Below are 20,993 nucleotides of genomic sequence, written 5' to 3' on the forward strand. Positions count from 1 at the left end.
CGCGCAGGCGGGAATCCAGTGGCGCGTGAGCGCCTTCAACGCTAATTTTCACGAGGCGGTGGACTGAATAATGGTTTCAGGTACGTTACCACTCCATTAATTTCGGGCCACAAATCAATCCATTCCGGATTTCTTTCTTCAATCAATTTCAACTTCCAGGCTCTATTCCATTTCTTCAATGCTTTTTCACGCCTGATCGCTGATTCCATGGTGGAGTGCATTTCATACCAGACCAGCGCTTTCACTGAGTAGTCACTGGAAAATCCTCCAACACTACCTTCCCGATGTTGCCAAATACGTTGAATGAGATTTGACGTTACGCCGACATACAGCGTTCCATTTCGTTTACTTGCGAGCAGATATACAGCTGGTTGTTTCATTTCAAGAGGATCGCTAGGTAAGGATTTTTCTTGCAAACGTTGAAGGCGCTGGCGCGCCACTGGATTCCCGCCTGCGCGGGAATGACGGGGGCGTCGAGTTGGGGACGCCGAGTCGGTTCGGCGACTGTCAACTTTGTGCCGTCATCTGCCAACCAACGCCTCAATTCCGAAGCAATCCCAAACAAACCTAACCCTTCTCTCGATCGGGATAGTCACAATTATTCCTTAGTTTAAAATCGCATAAATGTTACAAATTAGCATGTTTACCTAGGCTAGAGGTTTATTAGGTGATTGTAAATACCCTATTTAAGGCATTCCTATGGCGTGCGGGTTCAACGGTGAGGTTTGGGAATATCGGTTTCTAAAATCGGGCGGGAGTAAGGAATGGCATATCACCGATCAATCCTTATCAGCATTAAATCCCGCGGAAGAATTTGGCGTTTGAATGATTTAATCAATGAGCTGGTGAGTAAGAATCTACTGCGGAGCGGCTACCAAAATTTTGTAACGGGTACCACGATTCCAGTGAAAATCGCCCAATCTGGGGATGACGAATTTAAGCCTTTCACGATACCAATATCCACGGTCATGCGGTTGGAGGGGCTGTAACTTATCGCAGCCAGAAATTGTGCCGTATTTGGCACAAGGCGTCGTTTGGTGCCTGAGAGCTCCAAGTCCACCTCCCATTTGTCGCTAACGGTATAGGCAAGCGATCCGGCCCAACCGGTTTGGACTGCGCCCTCTACAGCATCGGTTCCGCCTAGGTGCGTCGCATTTAGGTTGAGATCAATTTCAATTTGGCCAAAATCATGACTAACAATGCCGTTGATGCCGTAATCCACCTTTCCGCTACCTATGGCCGTGTTCGCGGTGGGCGCCTTTACGTTGAATTCAAGGCCCAACGCGGTGGATTCGCTAAGCAAAAATGCCCGCTTTAGTGTGGCGGTTGTATCACCAAATCCGCGATCCACGGCACCGTTGTTGGCATTGCGAACCCAGGCTTCGCCGCCTAAAAGTACACCCCAATTTTCATTAAAAGCGAGTTTGAGCAAATAAGGTAAGCTGCCGCGACTCACGTCACCAGTCTTAGCGCTGAGTCCACCAAATTCGAACTCCAACTGCCCCGCAGGCGACAACTGCGCCGGATTGGATACGGTTGGCCGGTAAGGCACAATGCCGTCGTCCGCCTCGGCGTGCGCTAGCGAGAAAAATAGCGAAGTACACAAAATTGGCACAATGTGGCGTCTAGCCATGGTTGACTTTCATTCACTGTAAAAAATAGGGTAAAGCTTGCCACACATCGCGCTTCGAAAATCACCCGTTGAATATTTTTTTATCTTTGCTAACCTGCATTGGCATGGCAGGCATCCCCTTGTTTTTGCTTTGATCAGCCTTCCGCCCGTCTACCTGCTATGAACATGTTCGCACCGTCCCATGATGTACAAATAACACTGATAGGATTGCGCCGTGAATTTATCAAATTTTAAAATTGCGACCAAAATTGGTACTGGCTTCCTCATCATTTTGGCAATGATTGTCGCTTTAGGTGCTGTGGCCTTGGTTCAATTGAACGAAGTTTCGGTTGGTGAAGAGCAAATTGCAACCAACAATCTGCCTAGCATTGAAATCGGCGCCAAGATTCAAAGTATTGTGAACACGATTCGTCGACTTGAGGCCCGCCATGTTCTTGCGAGCACCGATGCCGAAATGGATGCCCGTGAGGCAGATATTGCTGCCGCGCGCAAAGAACTGTTGAATTTAGAACCAGAAGCTACCCCGTTATTCAACTCGGAATACGAAACCAAAGCCTGGACCAGCTTCAAGGCGCACCGCGACGAATGGTATGCGGAGTGGGATAAGTTGCGGATTCTTTCCCGTAAGACCGGCGAAGGGCCAGAAGCACAAGAACTCGCGGCCAAAGAGTTTAATTCGGCCTCGCAAGATAAGTTCATACTTGCGCTCAAAGACATGCAAGACTTGAATGATTACAACAAAAAAGAAGCCAGCTTGGCGTGGAATGCTGGACAAAAAACGATATCGCATGCACGCATGCTTGTTATGACAACCATCGTCATTGCAGCGGGTTTAGCAATCGCTCTCGCGTTACTTATTTCGCGCGCCATCTCACGCCCCATCATTGACGCGATTCAAATCGCCGATGCGATTGCTTTGGGAGACTTAACAGTGACGATCAAGGTGACGGGTAAGGATGAAACAGCGCAATTGCTGCAAGCCCTCGATGGGATGCGCGCAGGCTTAATTCAAGTGGTAAACAGTGTGCGGCAAAGCTCGGATAGCGTGGCCACTGCCAGCGCGCAAATTGCTCAGGGCAATATGGACCTGAGTGGAAGAACCGAGCACCAAGCTAGCTCGCTGGAGGAAACGGCTGCCTCGATGGAAGAACTGAGCTCACAGGTAAAACATAACGCTGAGAATGCGCGGCAAGCAAATCAAATGGCTACCAGCGCGTCGCGCGTCGCCAGTCAGGGTGGCGATGTGGTTGGCCGCGTGGTCGAGACGATGAAAGAGATTAACGACGCTTCTAAAAAGATTTCCGACATCATCAGCGTGATCGACGGGATCGCGTTCCAAACCAATATTTTGGCATTGAATGCGGCGGTCGAAGCAGCCCGCGCTGGCGAACAAGGTCGTGGCTTTGCGGTGGTGGCTTCTGAGGTGCGGTCACTCGCGGGAAGAAGCGCCGAAGCGGCGAAAGAAATCAAAATTTTAATTAATGCCAGCGTAGAACGGGTAGGACAAGGCACGGCCTTGGTGGACGAAGCAGGAACAACGATGTCCGAAGTGGTTGCTTCGATTAATCGAGTTACCGATTTAATGGGTGAAATTACCTCCGCCAGTCATGAGCAAGCACAAGGTGTATCCCAAGTGGAAGAAGCCGTCACGCAAATGGATCAAGCAATTCAGCAAAATGCCGCGTTGGTGGAGGAAATGGCCGCCGCTGCCGGAAGCATGAAATCTCAAGCACAAGAGCTCGTCGGTGCTGTGGCGGTCTTTAAAGTCGGCAACGCCGAGAATGTCACGAGCAAACTTCCTCAACGCGCGATAAACGTAATGAGTGCTAGCAATTCGTCGCAATTTCTTGCCGTAACCAACCACCCCAACGATTGATTCATTCCTTACGGCGCTGACTTCGTCGCGTCTCAATATCGTTAAAGTACGAAAAATCAGCACCCAGCTTCCGACCACCAATGAACAACTTCGTTGGTGGTAAGTGATACGTCAATTTAAGCGACGCGACATCACTATTTACGGGCTATCGATTCCCCATTTAGGCTTTGGTGCAATTCGTCCGGTTTGTGCCGCAAAACGGCAATCCCCTACAAGCTTGCAACCAGTCGCCCAGCGCTTGAACGCAAGCAATAGCTGGAAACAGCAATTTAAAACGTAAAAATCGGCAAGGTTGTGGGATGCTGTCCTCACACGCTAGAGTACAGTTGCTCTGAGCACAGCTCGGACACCAGCGCAGCCATGCAAACGTTCCAAGCCGTTTCCATTTCTCCCGCGCCAAAACCCCCACCCATAAAAATTCTCTTGACTTAAAAAATAACTTAATATATCTTAAAACATATCTTACGATATATTTTAAGATATTGATGAATCACAGAAGGAGAAATTTATGCGTAATCACTACTCCACCAACTTGCCTCGTCGCGCCTCTCGCAGGTCTGGTGTTCTGCAACAAATGCTGGAGCGCGCCGCCAGCTATGTGCGGACTGCATCGTTCGGTTGCGGTTATCTCAGCGTGGCAGACCGCGGCGGTTGGCGTGAAATTGAAACGAGCCGCTTTGCGTCGAAGCAGCGTGTTTATAAGCTGGGCGATTGCCGCGCCGCGCTTGGTCGGACTGCGTTCAGTCGGGCTGCGTTCAGTCGGGCTGCGTTCAGTCGGGCTGGATATGGTCGCGCTCTGAGCCGAGTTGAATTTAATTCAGCACCAGAATTAATCGACGCGATGCGCGAACTGAAGTCGGCTGTGCGGCGCTCGGCAGCATCGTCGCCCGAGCAGCAACAACACCTAGCTCAGTTACTGCGCGATGCGGCGCAAGCTGTGCAAACAAAATAATTGATAAGGAAAATTGCGATGAAACCTAACTTACACTCACGCACCTTAACGCCAGTGCGCGTGAGCGAGATTTACGATATCACGCCAACGATGCGCCGCATTACGGTAACGGGAGAGGGCTTGCGCGAGTTTCCGGTGCAAAAGCCAGCGCAATGGATGAAGGTGTTTTTCCCTTCGCCGGATAATCGTCCACCGTCAACCCGCGCCTACACCATCCGACAGTTTTGTCCTAGCGACGCACGGATGGAGATTGATTTGGTCTTGCATGGCGACACTGGTCCGGCAGGATATTGGGCAGCGCGTGCTCAAGTTGGCAGCACGTTGCAACTTTCCATGCCACGTGCGGGTGCTGACATTAACGCGGCGACTAAACGCTTTGTGCTAGTTGGCGATCACACCGCACTGCCCGCCATGTCAGCCATCGTGGCTGCCTTACCTGAACGGGTCCAGATCGATATGTTTGCCGAAGTGCCCGACGAGCGCGATGAGCAAGAATTAGTCACTGCGGCGCAGTTGAATCTGCGTTGGACACACGCCGGACAAAAAACGCCCGGCACCACAGGACAACTGGAAACCCAACTCCAACAAGCATCAATCGATATTGCTGATTGCCAGTTTTGGGTCGCGGGAGAATCGACGATGGTGAAAAATGTTGTGGCTCATTTGTGTAATGAGCGCTTGGTTCCCAAATCGGCGATTCAATCCGCTGGTTATTGGAAATTGGGTGTTAAGGGTCACAAAGAATAGGCGCTGAAGGCTTGCGGTCTAATGGCGTAGCGCCGCTGAGCGGCTTATCAGCAACTTAAGCAGCGATTGGAGTATTACCGAGCACTAGTTGCCTGGCAGTCATCTGCTCTATCCTTTTCAAAATATTAGCCGCGTTAGCGCGCTGCATTTTGCCGGACTGGTCTAAATATTTAATCTCGTTAGCGATAATCAAAACACCGTATTTATTTTTGACTTTGCACAGATTCATCACTTCACGCACTTGTGGAATCGGTTCTTGTTGATCGTGCTTTTCTTGCAGAATCGAATAAATCAATTTGTTCAACACATCGTCATCCTTGGGTGCGACCAGTTGCCAAAACGGGGCATCGTCTTCTTGCATGGCTTCGACTAAGGCGTGCGAATGGTCGTTGCCCACCTCGACTTGCTGGCCTTGTTCGATGATTTGTGTCAGCACTGGGAATTGCAGCGTGTGTTCGCGCACGAACGATTCGACTTGATGTTGGGTACTGTTGAAATGATCGATTTCCCTCTCTTCCATTTCCTCGGAGAGCGAAAATTCGTGGCGTTTCTCAATCGATTGAATCGAGGTAATTAGGTCAGCGACTTGTTGTCGATCGATACGCAAAGTCTCGATCTTCACCAACACCGGTGGATCGAGCACAAAGCTGTCTTTGCCGCTGACCAAATTGCTGATGCGGACTTCCGTGCGGGTCTCGAATTCAAATAGCGCTTCAGCAGTCAGTTGAAAATAACGTGGTTGGCTTAGCGTGAGTTCTTGCCCCGAACTCGCCGTCAACGTGCCTTTGAAAGGCACATGAATTTCCAGCATTTGGCCGTCGGATTTGCGGCTCCATTCGCACAATACAGCAGGCGTCACCGAATAAGACTTTAAGCCTAATTCGCCGATGATTTGCGCCGCCGCTTTATTCAATGAATACATCGCCATAATTGACCACCCTTTTATTCTGTTCCTTGACTATCCAACAGCCATAGCCGAGCACGACCTCTGCTTGGCGCTTTATTACTTTACGGCAATTATAGTGCGGCGCTGAAGGGAAATAACTATGTCGGCAAGTAAGACTTGAAAGAAAAATTTACGTTTGCTGTTACAAATAACGGCAAGCGGCTAATTGGGGCGGTCAAAACACATGCTGAGGAGCAAATAAGTCAAAACGTAAAAACCAAGTTAAATCAATTCACTATCCGCGAAACCTCATGCAAATTATCGAAGTGCCAGCAACAGAAAATCTAACAATCATTATTAGTGCCGGTTCGCACAACAATGTTAAGTGGTTGATTTTATTGGATAAAAAGAGACACTTTGAGCGAGAAAGCCACAGCGGATACAACTTTAAAAGGGGTGCGATTGAAACAAAATTTGCCCGCCCCATCGTAACAAATTTGTTACAAACTGAGCATCAAGGTCTAAGCTTGAGCACCGCGACATGGTGTGAAACAGCACCATTTTTAGCTCAAAAAACTACCCGCAGGAACGGATAAAGGCACCGTAAACCAAAAGGTTGAACCAGCCCCAACTTCGGATTCGAAACCAATCTCGCCGCCCATGCGCGCGACTAATTTTTTACTGATATTGAGCCCCAAGCCGGTTCCACCTTGTTGGCGCGTATCGCTGCCATCGGCTTGTGCGAATTCACTAAAAATGCGCGACCGAAACTCAATCGGCACGCCCGCGCCAAAATCTTGAATTTCGATCTTGGCCATTTTATCGAGTACCAGCAAACGAATTTCTACGCGTTCGCCCGATGGCGTAAATTTGGCCGCGTTCGACATTAAATTCGCCATCACTTGCATCAAGCGATCCTTGTCGCCGATCACAGCGAGATGCTCTAAGGTTGACGCAAAGTGGTAATGCGCGCCATACGAAGCGGCGTATTCTTCGTTCATGCCAACGGCCTGCTGGATTAATTCGACCATATCGATTTCATCGGTGTGGAATACCACAGTGCCCGAGAGCAGCTTCTCCATATCCAAAATATCGTTGACCAAGGTGGTTAAGCGCTTGGCGTTTTTGCTCGCGATGCTGATTAGGCCGAGGGCTTTCGGAACCAGTTCGCCGAACACGCCCGCCTCTAATAATCCGAGCGAGGCGGAAATCGATGTCAGCGGAGTGCGAAGTTCATGGCTGACGGTTGAGATGAATTCACTCTTTAATTTTTCGACTTGTTTTTGTTGGCTAATGTCGGTGTGAAATCCAATAAAGCGCACCGGCACGCCTTGGTTATCGCGCAGGATTAAGCCGCGATCTAAGATCCAAACGTAATGCCCGTCTTTGTGTCGCATACGGTATTCATTACTAAACCGATCGCCATTGGTGGCAATGCAGTGATCGACATTACGCACCACCCAAATTCGATCCTGCGGATGCACATGCTCGTCCCACACGGTGACGGAATTTTCTAACTCGTATTCTTCGTAGCCCAGCATGGATTTCCAACGCGGCGAGTAGTACACCGTGCCATTGAGCACATCTCTATCCCACAAACCATCGTTAGCGCCCAGCACGGCCAGGTTAAATCGCTCTTCGCTAAACTTCAGTTTCTGCGCGCTTAATCGAATCTCGGTGACATCACGTAACACGATCAACACACCGAGAACTTTGCCGATGTCGTTACGAATCGGTGCGGCCGAATCTTCAATCCCGTGGCGGCTGCCGTTACGCGATACCAGCACATGCGGATAGCGATGTTTAACGCTTTCATTGCGCGAAACACATTTCGCAATCGGGTCTTCAATCGGCAATCCTGATTCTTGATAAACGATATTGAGCACCTGCATTACCGGCAGACCTTGGGCTTCGGCGTTAGTCCAGCCTGAGAGTTTCTCGGCCACGCCGTTGAGCCACGTGATGATGCCGCCACTGTCGGTGGTGACAACCGCATCGGTGATGGACAGCAAGGTGACGCGCATTAATTCGTCGTGCGCGGCCAGCTTTTCGCTCAGTGAGCGTAACTCGGTCACATCCCAATTGGCACCCACCATGCGTAAGGCTTTGCCCTGAGCGTCTTTCGTAACAACAGCGGTAGCGCGTAAATAATGAATACTGCCATCACGCCAAATGATGCGAAATTCGGTATTAAAATCGCGCACGCCATTGATCGCCTCTTGCAATTCTTTGATCGTTCGCTTGCGATCTAAGGGATGCAAATATGAGCGCCACAGCGGCAAGCTCGCGCCAATATTCTGGCGTGGTTCCGGCACAGTTTCGGTAGTCGCTTCATCCCACAATTCGTACACACCTAAATCGTTGGCGTCATGCAAACCGTATAAACGGTACATCCAGCCATCCCAATTTACCGTGCCGTTTTCCAAGTCCAAATCAAACACGCCAATGCCGCCGCTATTGGTGGCTAAGAACATACGCTCGGCATTGGTTTGGTTGAGTACGTTTTGCTTAATGCGCTCAGTGATATCGATACTAAAAAAAATGTACCGATCTAGCTCGTTGCGCTCATCAAACAAGGGCGATACCAAGCAATCGATCCAAAATAATTCACCGACTTTATTGCGGTAGCAAATTTCGCCACGCCACGATTTCCCGCTTAATAATTCTTGCCACATCAAGGTCAAGGTTTCGCTTGCCGTTAAGCCGGATTGCAACATCTTGTGCGAGTGCCCGTGAAGCTCGTCACGGCTATAACCTGTTAGTGCACAAAAGGCGTCGTTGACTTCAATGAACAGACCTGCGGCATCAGTAATGGAGACAATGAACTGACTTTTGACCGCATTAATTAGGCTATTAGTTTCGCGCATTGCCTGTTTTTGGCTGCTGATATTTTCAATCACCGCCACGCTGATGAACTCACCAGTAATATCTTTTTCAATGACGGCGGACAATAAAACATCCACGATTTCGCCCGACTTACACACCATTTGATACGGCACCTTATCGCACCGACCGGTGGCGAAAAATTGCGGCAACACATCCGTTAATGCGCGCGCTTTCGATTCCTCGGTTAAAAAACTAGTGGAAAACTGACCCAAGACTTCGTCACGCCGATACCCCAAGGTTTCTAACCAACGGTCGTTGACCGTGATGATGCGACCTTCCATGTTAATAGAATGGATCATCGCCGGAGCCATATCGACCAAGCGGACTAATTTTTGCTGGCTTAGCGCCAATGCGTTCGACGCGCGACGCGCTTCAAGTGCCTTACTCACCGCTATCGCTAAATACTGCAATGCTTCACGCTGATGCGGCTTTAATTTGCGCGGCTGTCTATCGATCACGCACAGCGAACCCACATGCGAACCGTCGCTTAGCACCAGCGGAGCGCCCGCATAAAAACGGATATGCGGGTTATCAATGACCAATTGGTTGTCTAAAAAGCGCCGATCGATTTGCGCGTCATTCACTTCCAATACGTCGTCGCCCAAAATGGTGTGCGCGCAAAAAGCACATTCTCGCGGCGTTTCTGTTACCCCCGGCAAGCCCAAAATCGATTTAAACCACTGGCGATCGGTATCGACCAAACTAATGGCCGAGATCGGCGTTTCACAAATGATGGCCGCGGTGTTGACGAGCGCGTCAAATTCTTCTTCAGGAACCGAATCCAGAATATCAAGCCCTTTGAGGGCGCGCATACGTTGTTCTTCATTGCTGGGAATTTCAGCGGCTGGCATAAAGGTTGTTTAGCTATCTTTCGAAAAATGATTAATCTCAGCAGCGATATTACTTAGTGAAACGATGCGATCTACTCCTCCTAATTTAATCGCCTCTTTCGGCATGCCAAATACGACACAACTCGCTTCGTCTTGGGCAATCGTGTGCGCGCCCGCATCGTGCATTTCTCGCAACCCCCGCGCGCCATCGTCGCCCATGCCGGTCATGATAATGCCCAACGCATTGTCGCGTGTCAGCGCTGCCACGGATTTAAACAACACATCCACAGAAGGTTTATGCCGATTTACCGGCGGCCCATCGCAGACCTCGACATTAAAGAACGCACCACTGCGTAGCAAACGCATATGCATGCCGCCCGGTGCGATCAAGGCGCGCCCCATATTGACCCGATCACCGTTTTTGGCTTCGCGCACTTCTAGCTCGCAAATGCTATTTAATCGCTCGGCAAACATCGCGGTAAATTTTTCTGGCATGTGCTGAACGATGACAATACCGGGGCAAACACGCGGTAGTGAAGTTAGTAATAATTCCAATGCTTGTGTGCCGCCAGTTGAGGTGCCGATAGCAATGATTTTGTTGGACGACTCGGCCATGGAAGTACTTGCAGCTTTCGGCGCGGCTTGTGTGGTGCCCTGCGTGGCTCCAGAGCTTGCCGAAGCGGTAGGCAAGATTCTGCCAAAATTGCGTGGTGTCGCCTGCGCCGCTTGTTTAACCGCCCGTATCATCTCGCTGGACGAATCAGATAGAAACGATTTCAGACCTAGCTTAGGTTTGGTGACAAAGCCCACCGCGCCAGCGGCCAAGGCTTGCATCGTTGTTGCTGCACCGGTCTCGGTTAAGGTCGAGCAGATCAACACCCGCGTTGGATGTTCGGCCATGATTTTTTTTAAAAAGGTAATGCCATCCATGCGCGGCATTTCAACATCGAGCACGATCACATCGGGCCACTCGGACATCATTTTTTCTTGCGCCAAGATGGGATCGGCGGCGGTGCCAATAATCTCAATTTGGGGATCACTCGCCAACACGCCAGTGAGCACCTGCCGCACCACTGCCGAATCATCGACGATAAATACTTTAATTCGATTAGTCATAACACTTTATCTTCCTGATCACTGTCGATCCAATCGAATTTCACCCAAACTTCACCTGACTCGACATCAAAATACAAACGACGATAACCGTCGCCACCAACATTTTCGGACGTAATGACTAAGCCTTCTTGCGCAATCAATTGGCGTGCTGCGGCGATGTTGCGCGCGCCAACGTCATTGATGTTTGAATCCACAAACATCCGTCCACCACCAAAAATTTTTACCACGCATTCGCGCAAATTGACGCCGTGGCGGATTAGGTCATTTTTTTGCTGAGCAAAGGCCCAGTTGCCATATTTGGTATTGGCTTCATAACCGCTCACTGTCGAAGGGAAAATAAAATGGGAAATACTGCCGAACTGCCGCTTGGGATGCCATAAGACGATGGAAACGCACGAACCCAGCAAGGTGCCAAACACTTCATCTCTAAAACCACAACCTATATCCCCGGGATTAAGGAAAATCTCGCGTGCGGCAATTTCATTAAAACTACTCATTTTCGTCTTTCTAGGCGATAAGCTCCCGGGCCTATCGACACCAACCCCTCAATTAAACCGTTTAAGGTTTCCGCCATGCCGATAAATAACACACCATCCGGCGTTAAATTGGCGATGAGTTGGCTAACTACCTTGATCTTTACTTCTTGGTCAAAATAAATCAGTACATTGCGTAAAAAAATCACATCGAACGGCACCAGTTTGGGCAGCGGCTCAATCAAATTAATTTGAGCAAATTCCGCTTTATCGCGCAACGGTTTATCCACCAATAAGGTACCTGCGTAAGGCCCCGTTCCGCACAGACAATAGCGCTTTAAATAATCGGCTGGAATATCTTCGGTACGCTCCATCGAATAATGCCCAGCGCGCGCCACTTCCAGTACCCGCGTACTAATATCGGAACCGCGCACTTCCCAGCGCGGCACACGATGGGTGCGGCTTAACTCCGCCAACGTCATTGCGATGGAATAAACCTCTTCGCCGGTCGAACAGGCGGCGCTCCATACGCGAAAAATATGACCACGATCTGCTTTGATCGCGATGTCCGAAAGCATCTCGAAATGCTTTGGTTCGCGATAAAAATAGGTCTCATTCGTGGTCAGCAAATTAATCGCCATTTGCAGCTCGGCCGGATTGCGCCCTGATTTAATCAGTGCAATATAATCCGAGTACGAATCCAAATTAAAGGCTTGAACCCGCTTAAATAAACGGCTGCAGACCAAAGCCTTCTTGGACGAATTTAGAGAGATTCCTGTTTTTTGGAATAAAAAATCTCGAACTGTCGCAAATTCCAGATCGCTGATGCCATTTAATTCCATGTCTTTCGCACTTTAAGGATGACATCATTCAAAACCCAAGTCCCAATAATTATCTCCGATAGTTTCTACGCATCGGCTTCGGGCTCAGGCGCCATATTTCTCAATGAGAAGGTACGTTCAGCGTTTAAAATTATTACAAATCCCTCATCCAACTTGCCCAACCCTTCGATGAATTCGGCCCGCACCGGTGTTCCAAAACTTGGTGCCGGCTCGATTTTTTCTTCACCAATTTCAATGACAGCAGATACCGCATCGACCATAATTCCGATATCAAGCGACTCGCCTTCATCCGAGATTTCTAACACAATCACCGAGGTACGCTTGCTGATTTCTGTGGCGCTGCGTTCAAATAGCAGCGCCAAATCAATCACCGGAACCACCGCGCCGCGCAGATTAATGACCCCGCGCATATGCGAAGGCATGAGCGGCACGGTCGCCAACTGCACATTGCGCAAAATCTCTTTGATGGTCGCAATCGCTAAGGCAAAAACTTCCGTGCCGACCGAAAAAGTTAAATACTGCCGCGTCTCGGTGACATCTTCTTCGTCCACTAACGCCGTACTGTTACCGTATGTTTGCTTCGCCATAAAAACCGCCCGTTACGTAAAGACTCGCTAACACAAATGAACCCCGTTTTAGAAGCGCTTAAATTGCGATTCATCCAGCAACGCCGCAGGTTTAGCGCGCGCATTTGCCTGAGTGCTGCTATTGCCCGTGCCGCCACCGATACTTGGCGTAGGTCGGCGAGTTGAGTCAGGTGCCACGCGAATCGGATCGTTAATATCCAACTTAAAGAAATCCATCAATTGCTGAAGCGCACCGGCTTGACCAGACATTTCCTCTGCAGTCGCGGCGAGTTGCTCGGACGCGGCGGCGTTTTGCTGGGTGGCTTGATTGAGCTGGCCCATCGCGCTGCTGATATGCGACAAGCCCGTTGTCTGCTCGTCGGACGCAGCGGTAATTTCTTGTACCAGATCGGAGGTTTTGCGTATCGATGGAATCATGGCATTCAATAATTTCCCTGCGGTCTCGGACATCTGCACGCTATTGCTGGCCAACTCACCGATTTCTTTGGAGGCAATTTGACTACGTTCGGCCAATTTACGTACTTCCGCCGCCACCACCGCAAAGCCTTTACCCGACGCGCCAGCACGGGCCGCTTCAATTGCGGCATTCAAGGCCAACAAATTGGTTTGGTCGGCAATGTCGTCGATGATGCCAACTTTATTTGCGATTTGCTTCATTGCTTCGGCGGTGCGGGTTACAGCGTCGCCACCTTCAACCGCTTCAGTAGCCGATTTGGTGGCCATGCTGTCAGTGACTTTGGCGTTCTCGGTATTCTGTGCAACAGAGCTAGCCAATTGTTCCACCGAGCTACTGGTGCGCTCTACGCCAGCGGCTTGTTCTGAGGCCGATTGCGACAAACTCTGGGCGGTCGAACTCACTTGCTCAGCTGCCGAATTCAGCGAATCCGCCGCGTTACGCACATCGTTAATAATGCTCGCTAATTGATCACTGGTGGTATTGGAATACTCTTTTAATTCGCCAAACAGACCGCTGTAATTGGCGGTGATGCGCTGGGTCAAATCGCCGCTGGCGATCGACTTTAATACTCGTGCCACTTCGGATAAACCGGATTCACTGGCGTCCATTAAACGATTCATGCCATTGGCTAACACGCCAAAGAAGCCGGATTTGCCAGTCGGATCAATCCGATTATTAAAGTTACCTTGCACAGCGCCTTCGACAATGCTGGCAATCTCGCCCTCGACCTGGACTTCCGCCGTGCGGTCATTCCATTCCACTACCGTACCCAAACGCTCACCAGCAGGTGTGGTAATCGGGCTAGCAATCAAGGCCATCGTGCGACCACCCACGACAATCTGGGTACGATGTACTCCGCGCAAGCTGCCTAGCATGTTGTGCTGCATCGCTGGATTTTTATGGAAGCGGTCGAAGCTGCCGCCGATAATGCCGTCGGTGTTGAATTGAGGCAGGTCTTTGCGTATATCGCTCTCCGCTTTTCTCATCATGGCCGAGACCGATTCATTCATGTAGATAATTGTGCCTGCAGCATCTGCAATCATTACCGAGGTTGAACATTTATCTAAGGCTTGGCGTATGCGCGAATTGGCTTGCGCGGAACGCTCGGCTTCTAATTCAAAAGCGCGGTCTTTCCATTCCACCACCGTGCCCAAACGCTCATTTTTATCTGAGAACATCGGAGTGGCGATCAAACCAAAAATCCTTCCACCCACGGTGATATCAACTTTATGCGGCGCACGCAGTTTTGCCAGCATATTGCGCTGGTGAGAAATATTTTTATGGAAGCGATCAAAGCTACCACCAACGACTTGATCAGCGCGGAAATCAGGCAAGTCTTTGCGGATATCGGACTCAGCTTCTTTGAGCAAGGTTGCTACCGAGTTATTCATGTAAATAATGTCGCCGTTGGCGTCGGCAATCATGGCCGAGGTGGAGGTCGCGTCGAGCGCCATTTTGATACGTGCGTTTTCGCTGGCGGCCTTTTCGGCGGCGATTTCTGCCGCACGGTCTTTCCACTCGACCACGGTGCCTAAGCGTTCACCTTTTTCGTCAAACATCGGTGTGGCGATCAAACCAAAGAAGCGACCACCAACCGAAATATCTACTTTGTGTGGCGCACGCAAATGGCTTAACAAATTCTGCTGATGCGCGACGTTAGAATGGAAGCGATCAAAACTACCGCCAACGACTTCACGGGCACGGAATTGCGGCAATTCTTTACGAATATCTGGCTCCGCCTCGGCGAGCAATTTGCTCACAGATTCATTGGAATAAATAATTTGTCCTGCCACATCGGCAATCATCACTGATGTGGACGTGGCATCCAGCGCCATTTTGATGCGCGAATTGACCAAGCTGGCTTGCGCTGCTGCTTTTAACTGATCGCGCACACCATCAATGGCCGCCGTGATGGTGGCTTTTTTACCGGGTAAGCGCTCTACATCCTGCGAGAAATCGGCTTTGGCATATCGGGTTACGATATCGACCACGTGCATTTTTACGTCGATATGCGATTTAACCAGGCTATTGATCGCCTCTGCCAATTCAGCGTAAGCACCGGTGAATTTGCTGGTATCAATTTTTTCATCGATCCACCCTTCGTTGTGCTTTTGCGTCATTACCGCTTGTTGCGCACGCAAGCGCTGAAAATTGTCACCAATCTCGTTAATCGAGCGAGCTAGGGTGGCGCGCATATCGTCGCCTGTGACGTCGCATTTAACCGCAAAATTGCCCTGCGCGTAAGCCTTTAGACTAGGCGCCAACTCACTAAAATCGGGCGGCGGGTTCGCGCTAAGCCACGCAATGAGCCCAACACCAATGGCAATTAAAATTATCTGCGGCAGGCCAAAACTGGCCGCGCCGTTCATTGAAATAGCTAGGCCCGCAACGACCATAATAATAATTGCGACACTATTTTTGTCGGATAAGTTAAAACGTTTTGACATCATCATCCCCGGTTGAAATTACCATGATCAACACCAATTGCTTGCAGATCGCGTAACAGCATTTTTTGTCGATCGCCTACTTCATCCACTCTATGATGTGTGACCAGTTTTACTAGTGCTGCCACATCTAAAATTAATGCTACTTCACCTGAACCCAACACCGTCGAGCCGCTGATTCCGTTTAAATGACGGAATAACTTGCCCAGCGGTTTAATCACCGTTTGATATTCGCCATCCAAACGATCAACGATTAATCCTGCTTTTCCCGCGCCGCTGCGCACTACAACAATGCGGCGCTTGGCGGGTGCTTTGCCTTGGCAGACAAACACCGAACGCAGATCTAATAAAGGCAGGACTTCGCCGCGCAATTTAATAAATCCGGCTGAATTTTGATTGAGGTTAAGTTCGCTCGGATTAGCGTCTATGCATTCCAGCACCGCGTGCAGCGGGATCACAAACGAGCCATCGCCGATGCGAACCAAGAAACCATCGATGATGGCTAAGGTCAGCGGCAAGCGAATTTCTATCGTCGTGCCACGCCCTAATTCACTAGAAATTTTGACTGAACCGCGCAGCGCTTCGATATTTTTACGCACCACATCCATGCCAACACCGCGTCCAGATAGATTGGTGACTTTTTCGGCAGTTGAAAAACCGGGAGCAAAAATTAATTCAAACTTTTCTGATTCGGTCAGCACTTGGTTTTCACCGACCAAGCCACGTTCGCGCCCTTTTGCTAACAATTTTTCTCCGTCTAAACCTTTGCCGTCATCGCTGACTTGAATGACGATATTGCCCGAATCATGGCGCGCCGAGAGGTTAATTGTGCCGCTGCTGGGCTTACCGGCAGCAACCCGAACATCCGGCATTTCGATGCCATGATCGAGTGAATTACGGACTAAATGCATGAGCGGGTCGCCAATTTTTTCGACCACCGATTTATCTAATTCGGTGTCAGCACCTTCAATTTCCAAGGCGACCACTTTACCCAATTCAGTGGACACATCGTGCACGACGCGGCGATAGCGTACAAAGGTTTCACCGATGCGAACCATGCGTAATCCCAAAGCGCCATCGCGTATTTCTTCCACCAAGCGACTCAGTTGCTGGGTAGTTCCAATCAAACCGGCATCTTTGGCATTGACTGCCTGCAGACTCGCGCTTGCTCCACAAATCACCAGCTCACCGACTAGATTGATGAGCTCGTCCAATTTATCCGCTGGCACGCGCACGAATAAGCCACCTTCTTGACGCGCCGCGCCTGAGCCATTACGCACCTGCCGATCTAGCGCTGCCTCCACCACTTCGGGGGCGACTTTATTTTGCGCGATTAAAATCTCACCGATTGGTTTGCCCGCGCTGAGTGCGGCAGTGTCATTGTTTATTTCAACTTGGTAGGCCAAGGCTTGATCTAGCCCTTCGCGCGTTACCGCGCCGCAGGCGACCAAGATGTCGCCCAAGCGTTGCTCTTGCGGGAGTTCGTTAATGAGCGCGATAAAATCCGAGGCGCGGCGCGTCGGCGCAATAATGCGTACTGCACAATCGTCGGCCACAAATTCAAACGCGCTTTCGATTGCCGCTTTTGTCGCAGTACTTTTTAGACGAATCTCAAAACCGAGATAGCAGCTTTCTGCCTCAAAATTTTCCCAATCAGGAAAACTCGCATCAACCACCGTAATCGAGATAATTTCACCGGCGGATTTTAAATATTCAATCACCGTCAACGGATCAAAACCATTGCGGAAAGTATCGACACCAAAGCGCAGCGACAAATGCCAAACCGGCTCTGCGGCGTTACTGCCTTGATTGGAAGTCGGATTGCTGGTTGAAGCGCCATTAGCAGGTGCTGCGCTTGTGGAGTCACGCAGACCCAAAAATTGACTTAATTTGTCGGCTAATTCCTGCGCAGCATTATCGGTGTCCGCTAATTGGGCGGGATTATCGGTATGTTGTTCAGCTTGTTGAAGTAGCGCAGCCATCATGTCGCAACTGGCAAACAGTGCTTCACTTAACGGCCCGTCTATGGTCAAAGTCCCTTTACGAACCCGGTCCAAAACGCTTTCGACTTGATGAGTAAATTTGACCACCCGATCTAAACTGAAAATACCGCTCGTACCTTTAATTGTGTGCGCCGATCGAAATAGCGAATGGACGATTTCCTGGTCTTGCGGATTACTCTGCAAACTTAATAGACCATCTTCTATGCCTTGCAGCATTTCGCGCGCTTCATCAAAAAACAGCAGTAGCGCATCGTCTAACAAGCGGTCATTTTCAGTCATGCCAATTCCCCTTGTAGAAAGCGGTTTGCCACACCGTATTTAGCTAAGACTTGTTGAATCTTTTCTGGCGCATGCTGTAATCGAAGCTGGGCGTTTACTTTTTCCAATGCTTTGGCAAAAGCCAACAGCAATTGCAATCCTGCGCCGTCGATGTCGGTCACTTCGGTCAGATCGAATGTTACTGTTGTAGCACCGCACTGACCCAACTCATTACGCAACAGCTCTTGCAGTTCGCCTACGCACTCAATCGTTAAGGAGCCTTCAATTGGGATAATTTTTCCACTCATTGTTGCACCAGCTTTCTATCACTTAGAAATTACAGTGGGTTACGGCAATATCAGTTTTGATACCGCGTTGAGCATCTGATCTGGATTAAATGGTTTGATGATCCAAGCCTTTGCTCCCGCCGCTTTTCCCGCCATCTTGACTTCATCGTCCCCTTCCGTCGTCAACATAATGACTGGGGTAAATCTAAAAGCTGCTTGTTTTTTCAGTTGGGTGACGAACTCAATACCATCCATGTTAGGCATGTTGACGTCGCTGATGATGAGATGGACTTTTTTGCCAGCTAGCTCAGCCAGTTTCTTTAAGCCATCCACACCATCGGCTGCTTCCACAACGTCATAGCCCGCTGCGGTAAGCGCTAAACTGACCACACGCCTTAATGATGCCGAATCATCCACAACAAAAATTGTCTTCGCCATATCGATTACCCTAATGTTTAAAATTCCTTGTTGTTAGCAATTAAAAAAATGTGACTTCACTGGAAGGCTCTGAAGTCGCAGTCGGTGTTGCTGACGTATTTTCTGGCTGGCTTGCTGCATTAGTTGCGTTGCTTTTGCTTTTTGCGTTGAACGACTTTTTAGTAGACTTCTTACTTGCCATACCGAATGCGGTCGATACGGCAGCACTAGGAGTTGCTGTGGCCGCCTTAGTACCTGCGCTAGAGTGCAAAATACCGCGGTGGCGTTTGTACAAACTGTCCGAAGCATTGAGCCACTCATCGGGCGTCGGGACTTGGTCTAGGTTAGACGCCTCGACCACCGATTGCATACGGGCCATATCGTTGTGCAGCAGATCCAACATTTGTGTCACCCGATCTTGGTATTGCAACGTCACCATCACATCCTCAACTGCCACACGAATAATATTGCCGTGCTCACGCATTTCATCCACGGAACCACCAAGAGTACGCACGTGATCTAAAACCGTGCCAATCACTTGCCCCGTTTGGGTAATAATTTTTTTATCCGTATCCGACGTGGCCGTGGCCGACTTCAAGGTGGCTTCCATAATCACGCCGATTTGCTGCACCCGATCGGCAATGTGCTTACCGGTTTCTGCTGACAAGTGCGACAACTTTCTCACCTCATCTGCGACCACCGCAAAACCGCGCCCCGCGTTGCCGGCACGCGCAGCTTCGATGGCGGCATTGATCGCCAACAAATTCGTTTGCGCTGCAATTGAGCCAACCTGAGCGGCCATTTCCTTTAAATCGAGCGTCTCTCTGACTAATTCTTTTACGCTGATCAATAAGGTGTCTTTGCTTTGAATAATCACTTCAAGCGACGTTAAGACTGGCATTAATTCTTGCTCGCACAGCGTCAATAAATTAATGGTGGTTTCTTCTTTTGAGGTATCCGCATTGCCGCTCACACCGCCGAAACCAGCACAATCAAATTCACGAATCATTAAGGTGAAATGGTCGATCACTTTCAAACCGGCTTTTTCAATTTGATCTTTAACCGAATCGGACTGGGGCTGCCAAATACCAATAACGCCGCTAAACAAAGTGCGTAATTCGGCGCTACTGGCTTCGACCCGCTCTAACAATTGACTGTCGTGAGTGAGCGCATTGGTGGCGCGAATTAATTGCCAAACGTTGTAAGAAGATAGCGTTGTCACCCCTAAAAATACGACGATCTGGATTAACCCAACATGTTGAAATAGCGGCACTGCCGAGAGCACCACCACAGCGAATCCGATAATCAAAGTGCGATAGGCACTGGGATTAATACTGGCTTGTATAGACGCTTTGATCCGCTCTATATGCTGATAAATTGTTGTTAATTGCATCGTCGCAGCTTCCCAAATTAATCCAACGGTCAAAAAGGTAAGGCATGATTCTCAAAGGGCTAATTCACGTTGTAGCTAGCGCGGTGCCGGCACCGGTTTAGCCAATACAAACTGCTCCTTTACTTTGCGCATTGTTCCAATAACCGAATCGGAGTTAAACGGTTTGATGATGTAACCATTGGCTCCGCGATCCATCGCGGCGGTCACCATGTCGGCGTCGTCAGCTACGGTCACCATTAGAATAGTCGTATTGGGTGCGGCTTCTTTGATTGGGGCAATGGCGTCAATGCCGGAGATGCCAGGCATAACGATGTCGAGTAACACTACGTCGGGCTGATGGGTTTTGGCCAAGCTGATACCGGATTTTGCATCCTGCGCTACACCAACAATGTCGTAGTTATCGCTGCGCAAAATCACGCTCAATAAAGCGCAACTCAAATCACTGTCGTCCACGATCAATATCCTGATCGATCCTGATTCCATGCTGATCTCTCCCTCGGTATTTCCATAGGGAAACTGAGGGCTGGCCTCAATCTCTTTTCCCTATTACAGCAGAGATATTTGAATTTTCAAGGTTAATTTATTTAAGCTGCAACATTTAACGCGAGAGAAATTTAACCAATAATTTGACCTAATAAAATGTGAAATTTTGTGCTATACCAATATAGAACAAGAAGGGTTTCTCAGAGCGAAATAGATATAAATGTGTCTTGGTTTCTCACCAAGCTTTATGTAGGGAAAGTTAGTTGCAGCACGCTTGCGTGAGCTGGGGTAGCTTGAGCGTATCGACGATGATCAGTATTCGGTTGTGACTGTTGGGTAGGTGCATTATTTCAATTAACATAATCAAGTGCGACATTGTCCTTTTCAAACTATCACATTTACGTTTTCTGGCGACTATGCAGT

17 protein-coding genes and 1 pseudogene are annotated in these 20,993 nt (G+C 49.5%); 4 read left to right on the plus strand and 14 right to left on the minus strand.

What is annotated here, in order from left to right; genetic code table 11:
• Positions 1–41: 41 nt before the first annotated feature.
• Both E2I14_RS14440 and E2I14_RS14445 read right to left on the minus strand, forming a co-directional pair.
• Complete coding sequence (locus tag E2I14_RS14440) at positions 42–440, minus strand: GIY-YIG nuclease family protein (protein ID WP_227544747.1); 399 nt, start codon at positions 438–440, stop codon at positions 42–44.
• Positions 441–871: 431 nt separating this feature from the next.
• Positions 872–1,633, minus strand: coding sequence for a transporter (locus tag E2I14_RS14445; protein ID WP_227544748.1), 762 nt, complete (start codon positions 1,631–1,633; stop codon positions 872–874).
• A gap of 214 nt (positions 1,634–1,847) precedes the next feature.
• On the opposite strand from E2I14_RS14445, the gene E2I14_RS14450 reads away from it, so the two are divergent.
• From E2I14_RS14450 to E2I14_RS14460, 3 genes are all read left to right on the plus strand, one after another.
• Complete coding sequence (locus E2I14_RS14450) at positions 1,848–3,509, plus strand: methyl-accepting chemotaxis protein (RefSeq protein ID WP_133329757.1); 1,662 nt, start codon at positions 1,848–1,850, stop codon at positions 3,507–3,509.
• Between the two features lie 508 nt (positions 3,510–4,017).
• Positions 4,018–4,461 carry a hypothetical protein gene (locus E2I14_RS14455; RefSeq protein WP_133329759.1) on the plus strand — a complete coding sequence of 148 codons (444 nt, stop codon included), beginning with the start codon at positions 4,018–4,020 and terminating at the stop codon, positions 4,459–4,461.
• 18 nt (positions 4,462–4,479) lie between these two features.
• Entirely contained in the window at positions 4,480–5,208 is a 729-nt protein-coding gene (locus tag E2I14_RS14460; RefSeq protein WP_133329761.1) for a siderophore-interacting protein, read from the plus strand.
• A 55-nt stretch (positions 5,209–5,263) separates the two neighbouring features.
• Here E2I14_RS14460 and E2I14_RS14465 read toward each other — a convergent pair whose 3' ends face one another.
• Positions 5,264–6,136 carry a hypothetical protein gene (locus E2I14_RS14465; RefSeq protein ID WP_133329768.1) on the minus strand — a complete coding sequence of 291 codons (873 nt, stop codon included), beginning with the start codon at positions 6,134–6,136 and terminating at the stop codon, positions 5,264–5,266.
• A gap of 269 nt (positions 6,137–6,405) precedes the next feature.
• Between E2I14_RS14465 and E2I14_RS14470 the strand changes: the two genes are divergently transcribed.
• Complete coding sequence (locus E2I14_RS14470; RefSeq protein ID WP_133329770.1) at positions 6,406–6,690, plus strand: hypothetical protein; 285 nt, start codon at positions 6,406–6,408, stop codon at positions 6,688–6,690.
• Here E2I14_RS14470 and E2I14_RS14475 read toward each other — a convergent pair.
• The 11 genes and pseudogenes from E2I14_RS14475 to E2I14_RS14525 all read right to left on the minus strand — a co-directional run bounded on the left by E2I14_RS14475 (position 6,658) and on the right by E2I14_RS14525 (position 20,570).
• Entirely contained in the window at positions 6,658–9,831 is a 3,174-nt protein-coding gene (locus tag E2I14_RS14475; RefSeq protein ID WP_133329772.1) for a PAS domain-containing protein, read from the minus strand. The two genes, E2I14_RS14470 and E2I14_RS14475, sit on opposite strands and share 33 nt — an antisense overlap.
• 9 nt (positions 9,832–9,840) lie before the next feature.
• A complete protein-coding gene (locus tag E2I14_RS14480) occupies positions 9,841–10,926 on the minus strand; it encodes a protein-glutamate methylesterase/protein-glutamine glutaminase (RefSeq protein WP_133329774.1) in 1,086 nt (361 codons plus the stop codon).
• Positions 10,923–11,423 carry a chemotaxis protein CheD gene (locus E2I14_RS14485; RefSeq protein WP_133329776.1) on the minus strand — a complete coding sequence of 167 codons (501 nt, stop codon included), beginning with the start codon at positions 11,421–11,423 and terminating at the stop codon, positions 10,923–10,925. Before E2I14_RS14485 ends, E2I14_RS14480 begins: the two co-directional genes overlap by 4 nt.
• A complete protein-coding gene (locus tag E2I14_RS14490; RefSeq protein WP_133329778.1) occupies positions 11,420–12,241 on the minus strand; it encodes a CheR family methyltransferase in 822 nt (273 codons plus the stop codon). Before E2I14_RS14490 ends, E2I14_RS14485 begins: the two co-directional genes overlap by 4 nt.
• A 65-nt stretch (positions 12,242–12,306) precedes the next feature.
• Entirely contained in the window at positions 12,307–12,828 is a 522-nt protein-coding gene (locus E2I14_RS14495; protein WP_133329780.1) for a chemotaxis protein CheW, read from the minus strand.
• Positions 12,829–12,876: 48 nt separating this feature from the next.
• Positions 12,877–15,738, minus strand: a complete 2,862-nt coding sequence (locus E2I14_RS14500) for a methyl-accepting chemotaxis protein (protein ID WP_165967847.1) — start codon at positions 15,736–15,738, stop codon at positions 12,877–12,879.
• Positions 15,735–18,011 carry a chemotaxis protein CheA gene (locus E2I14_RS14505; RefSeq protein WP_133329782.1) on the minus strand — a complete coding sequence of 759 codons (2,277 nt, stop codon included), beginning with the start codon at positions 18,009–18,011 and terminating at the stop codon, positions 15,735–15,737. The genes E2I14_RS14500 and E2I14_RS14505 overlap by 4 nt, the downstream gene beginning before the upstream one ends.
• Positions 18,008–18,298 (minus strand): STAS domain-containing protein, encoded by a 291-nt coding sequence (locus E2I14_RS14510; protein WP_133329784.1) that lies wholly within the window; start codon positions 18,296–18,298, stop codon positions 18,008–18,010. Before E2I14_RS14510 ends, E2I14_RS14505 begins: the two co-directional genes overlap by 4 nt.
• 39 nt (positions 18,299–18,337) lie before the next feature.
• Positions 18,338–18,715 carry a response regulator gene (locus tag E2I14_RS14515; protein WP_133329786.1) on the minus strand — a complete coding sequence of 126 codons (378 nt, stop codon included), beginning with the start codon at positions 18,713–18,715 and terminating at the stop codon, positions 18,338–18,340.
• Between the two features lie 463 nt (positions 18,716–19,178).
• Positions 19,179–20,087: pseudogene (locus E2I14_RS19915) on the minus strand (methyl-accepting chemotaxis protein); the annotation flags it as partial.
• A gap of 75 nt (positions 20,088–20,162) precedes the next feature.
• Entirely contained in the window at positions 20,163–20,570 is a 408-nt protein-coding gene (locus E2I14_RS14525) for a response regulator (RefSeq protein WP_133329790.1), read from the minus strand.
• Positions 20,571–20,993: the final 423 nt, after the last annotated feature.

The organism is Sapientia aquatica, from assembly GCF_004358105.1.
GTDB lineage: Bacteria > Pseudomonadota > Gammaproteobacteria > Burkholderiales > Burkholderiaceae_D > Solimicrobium > Solimicrobium aquaticum.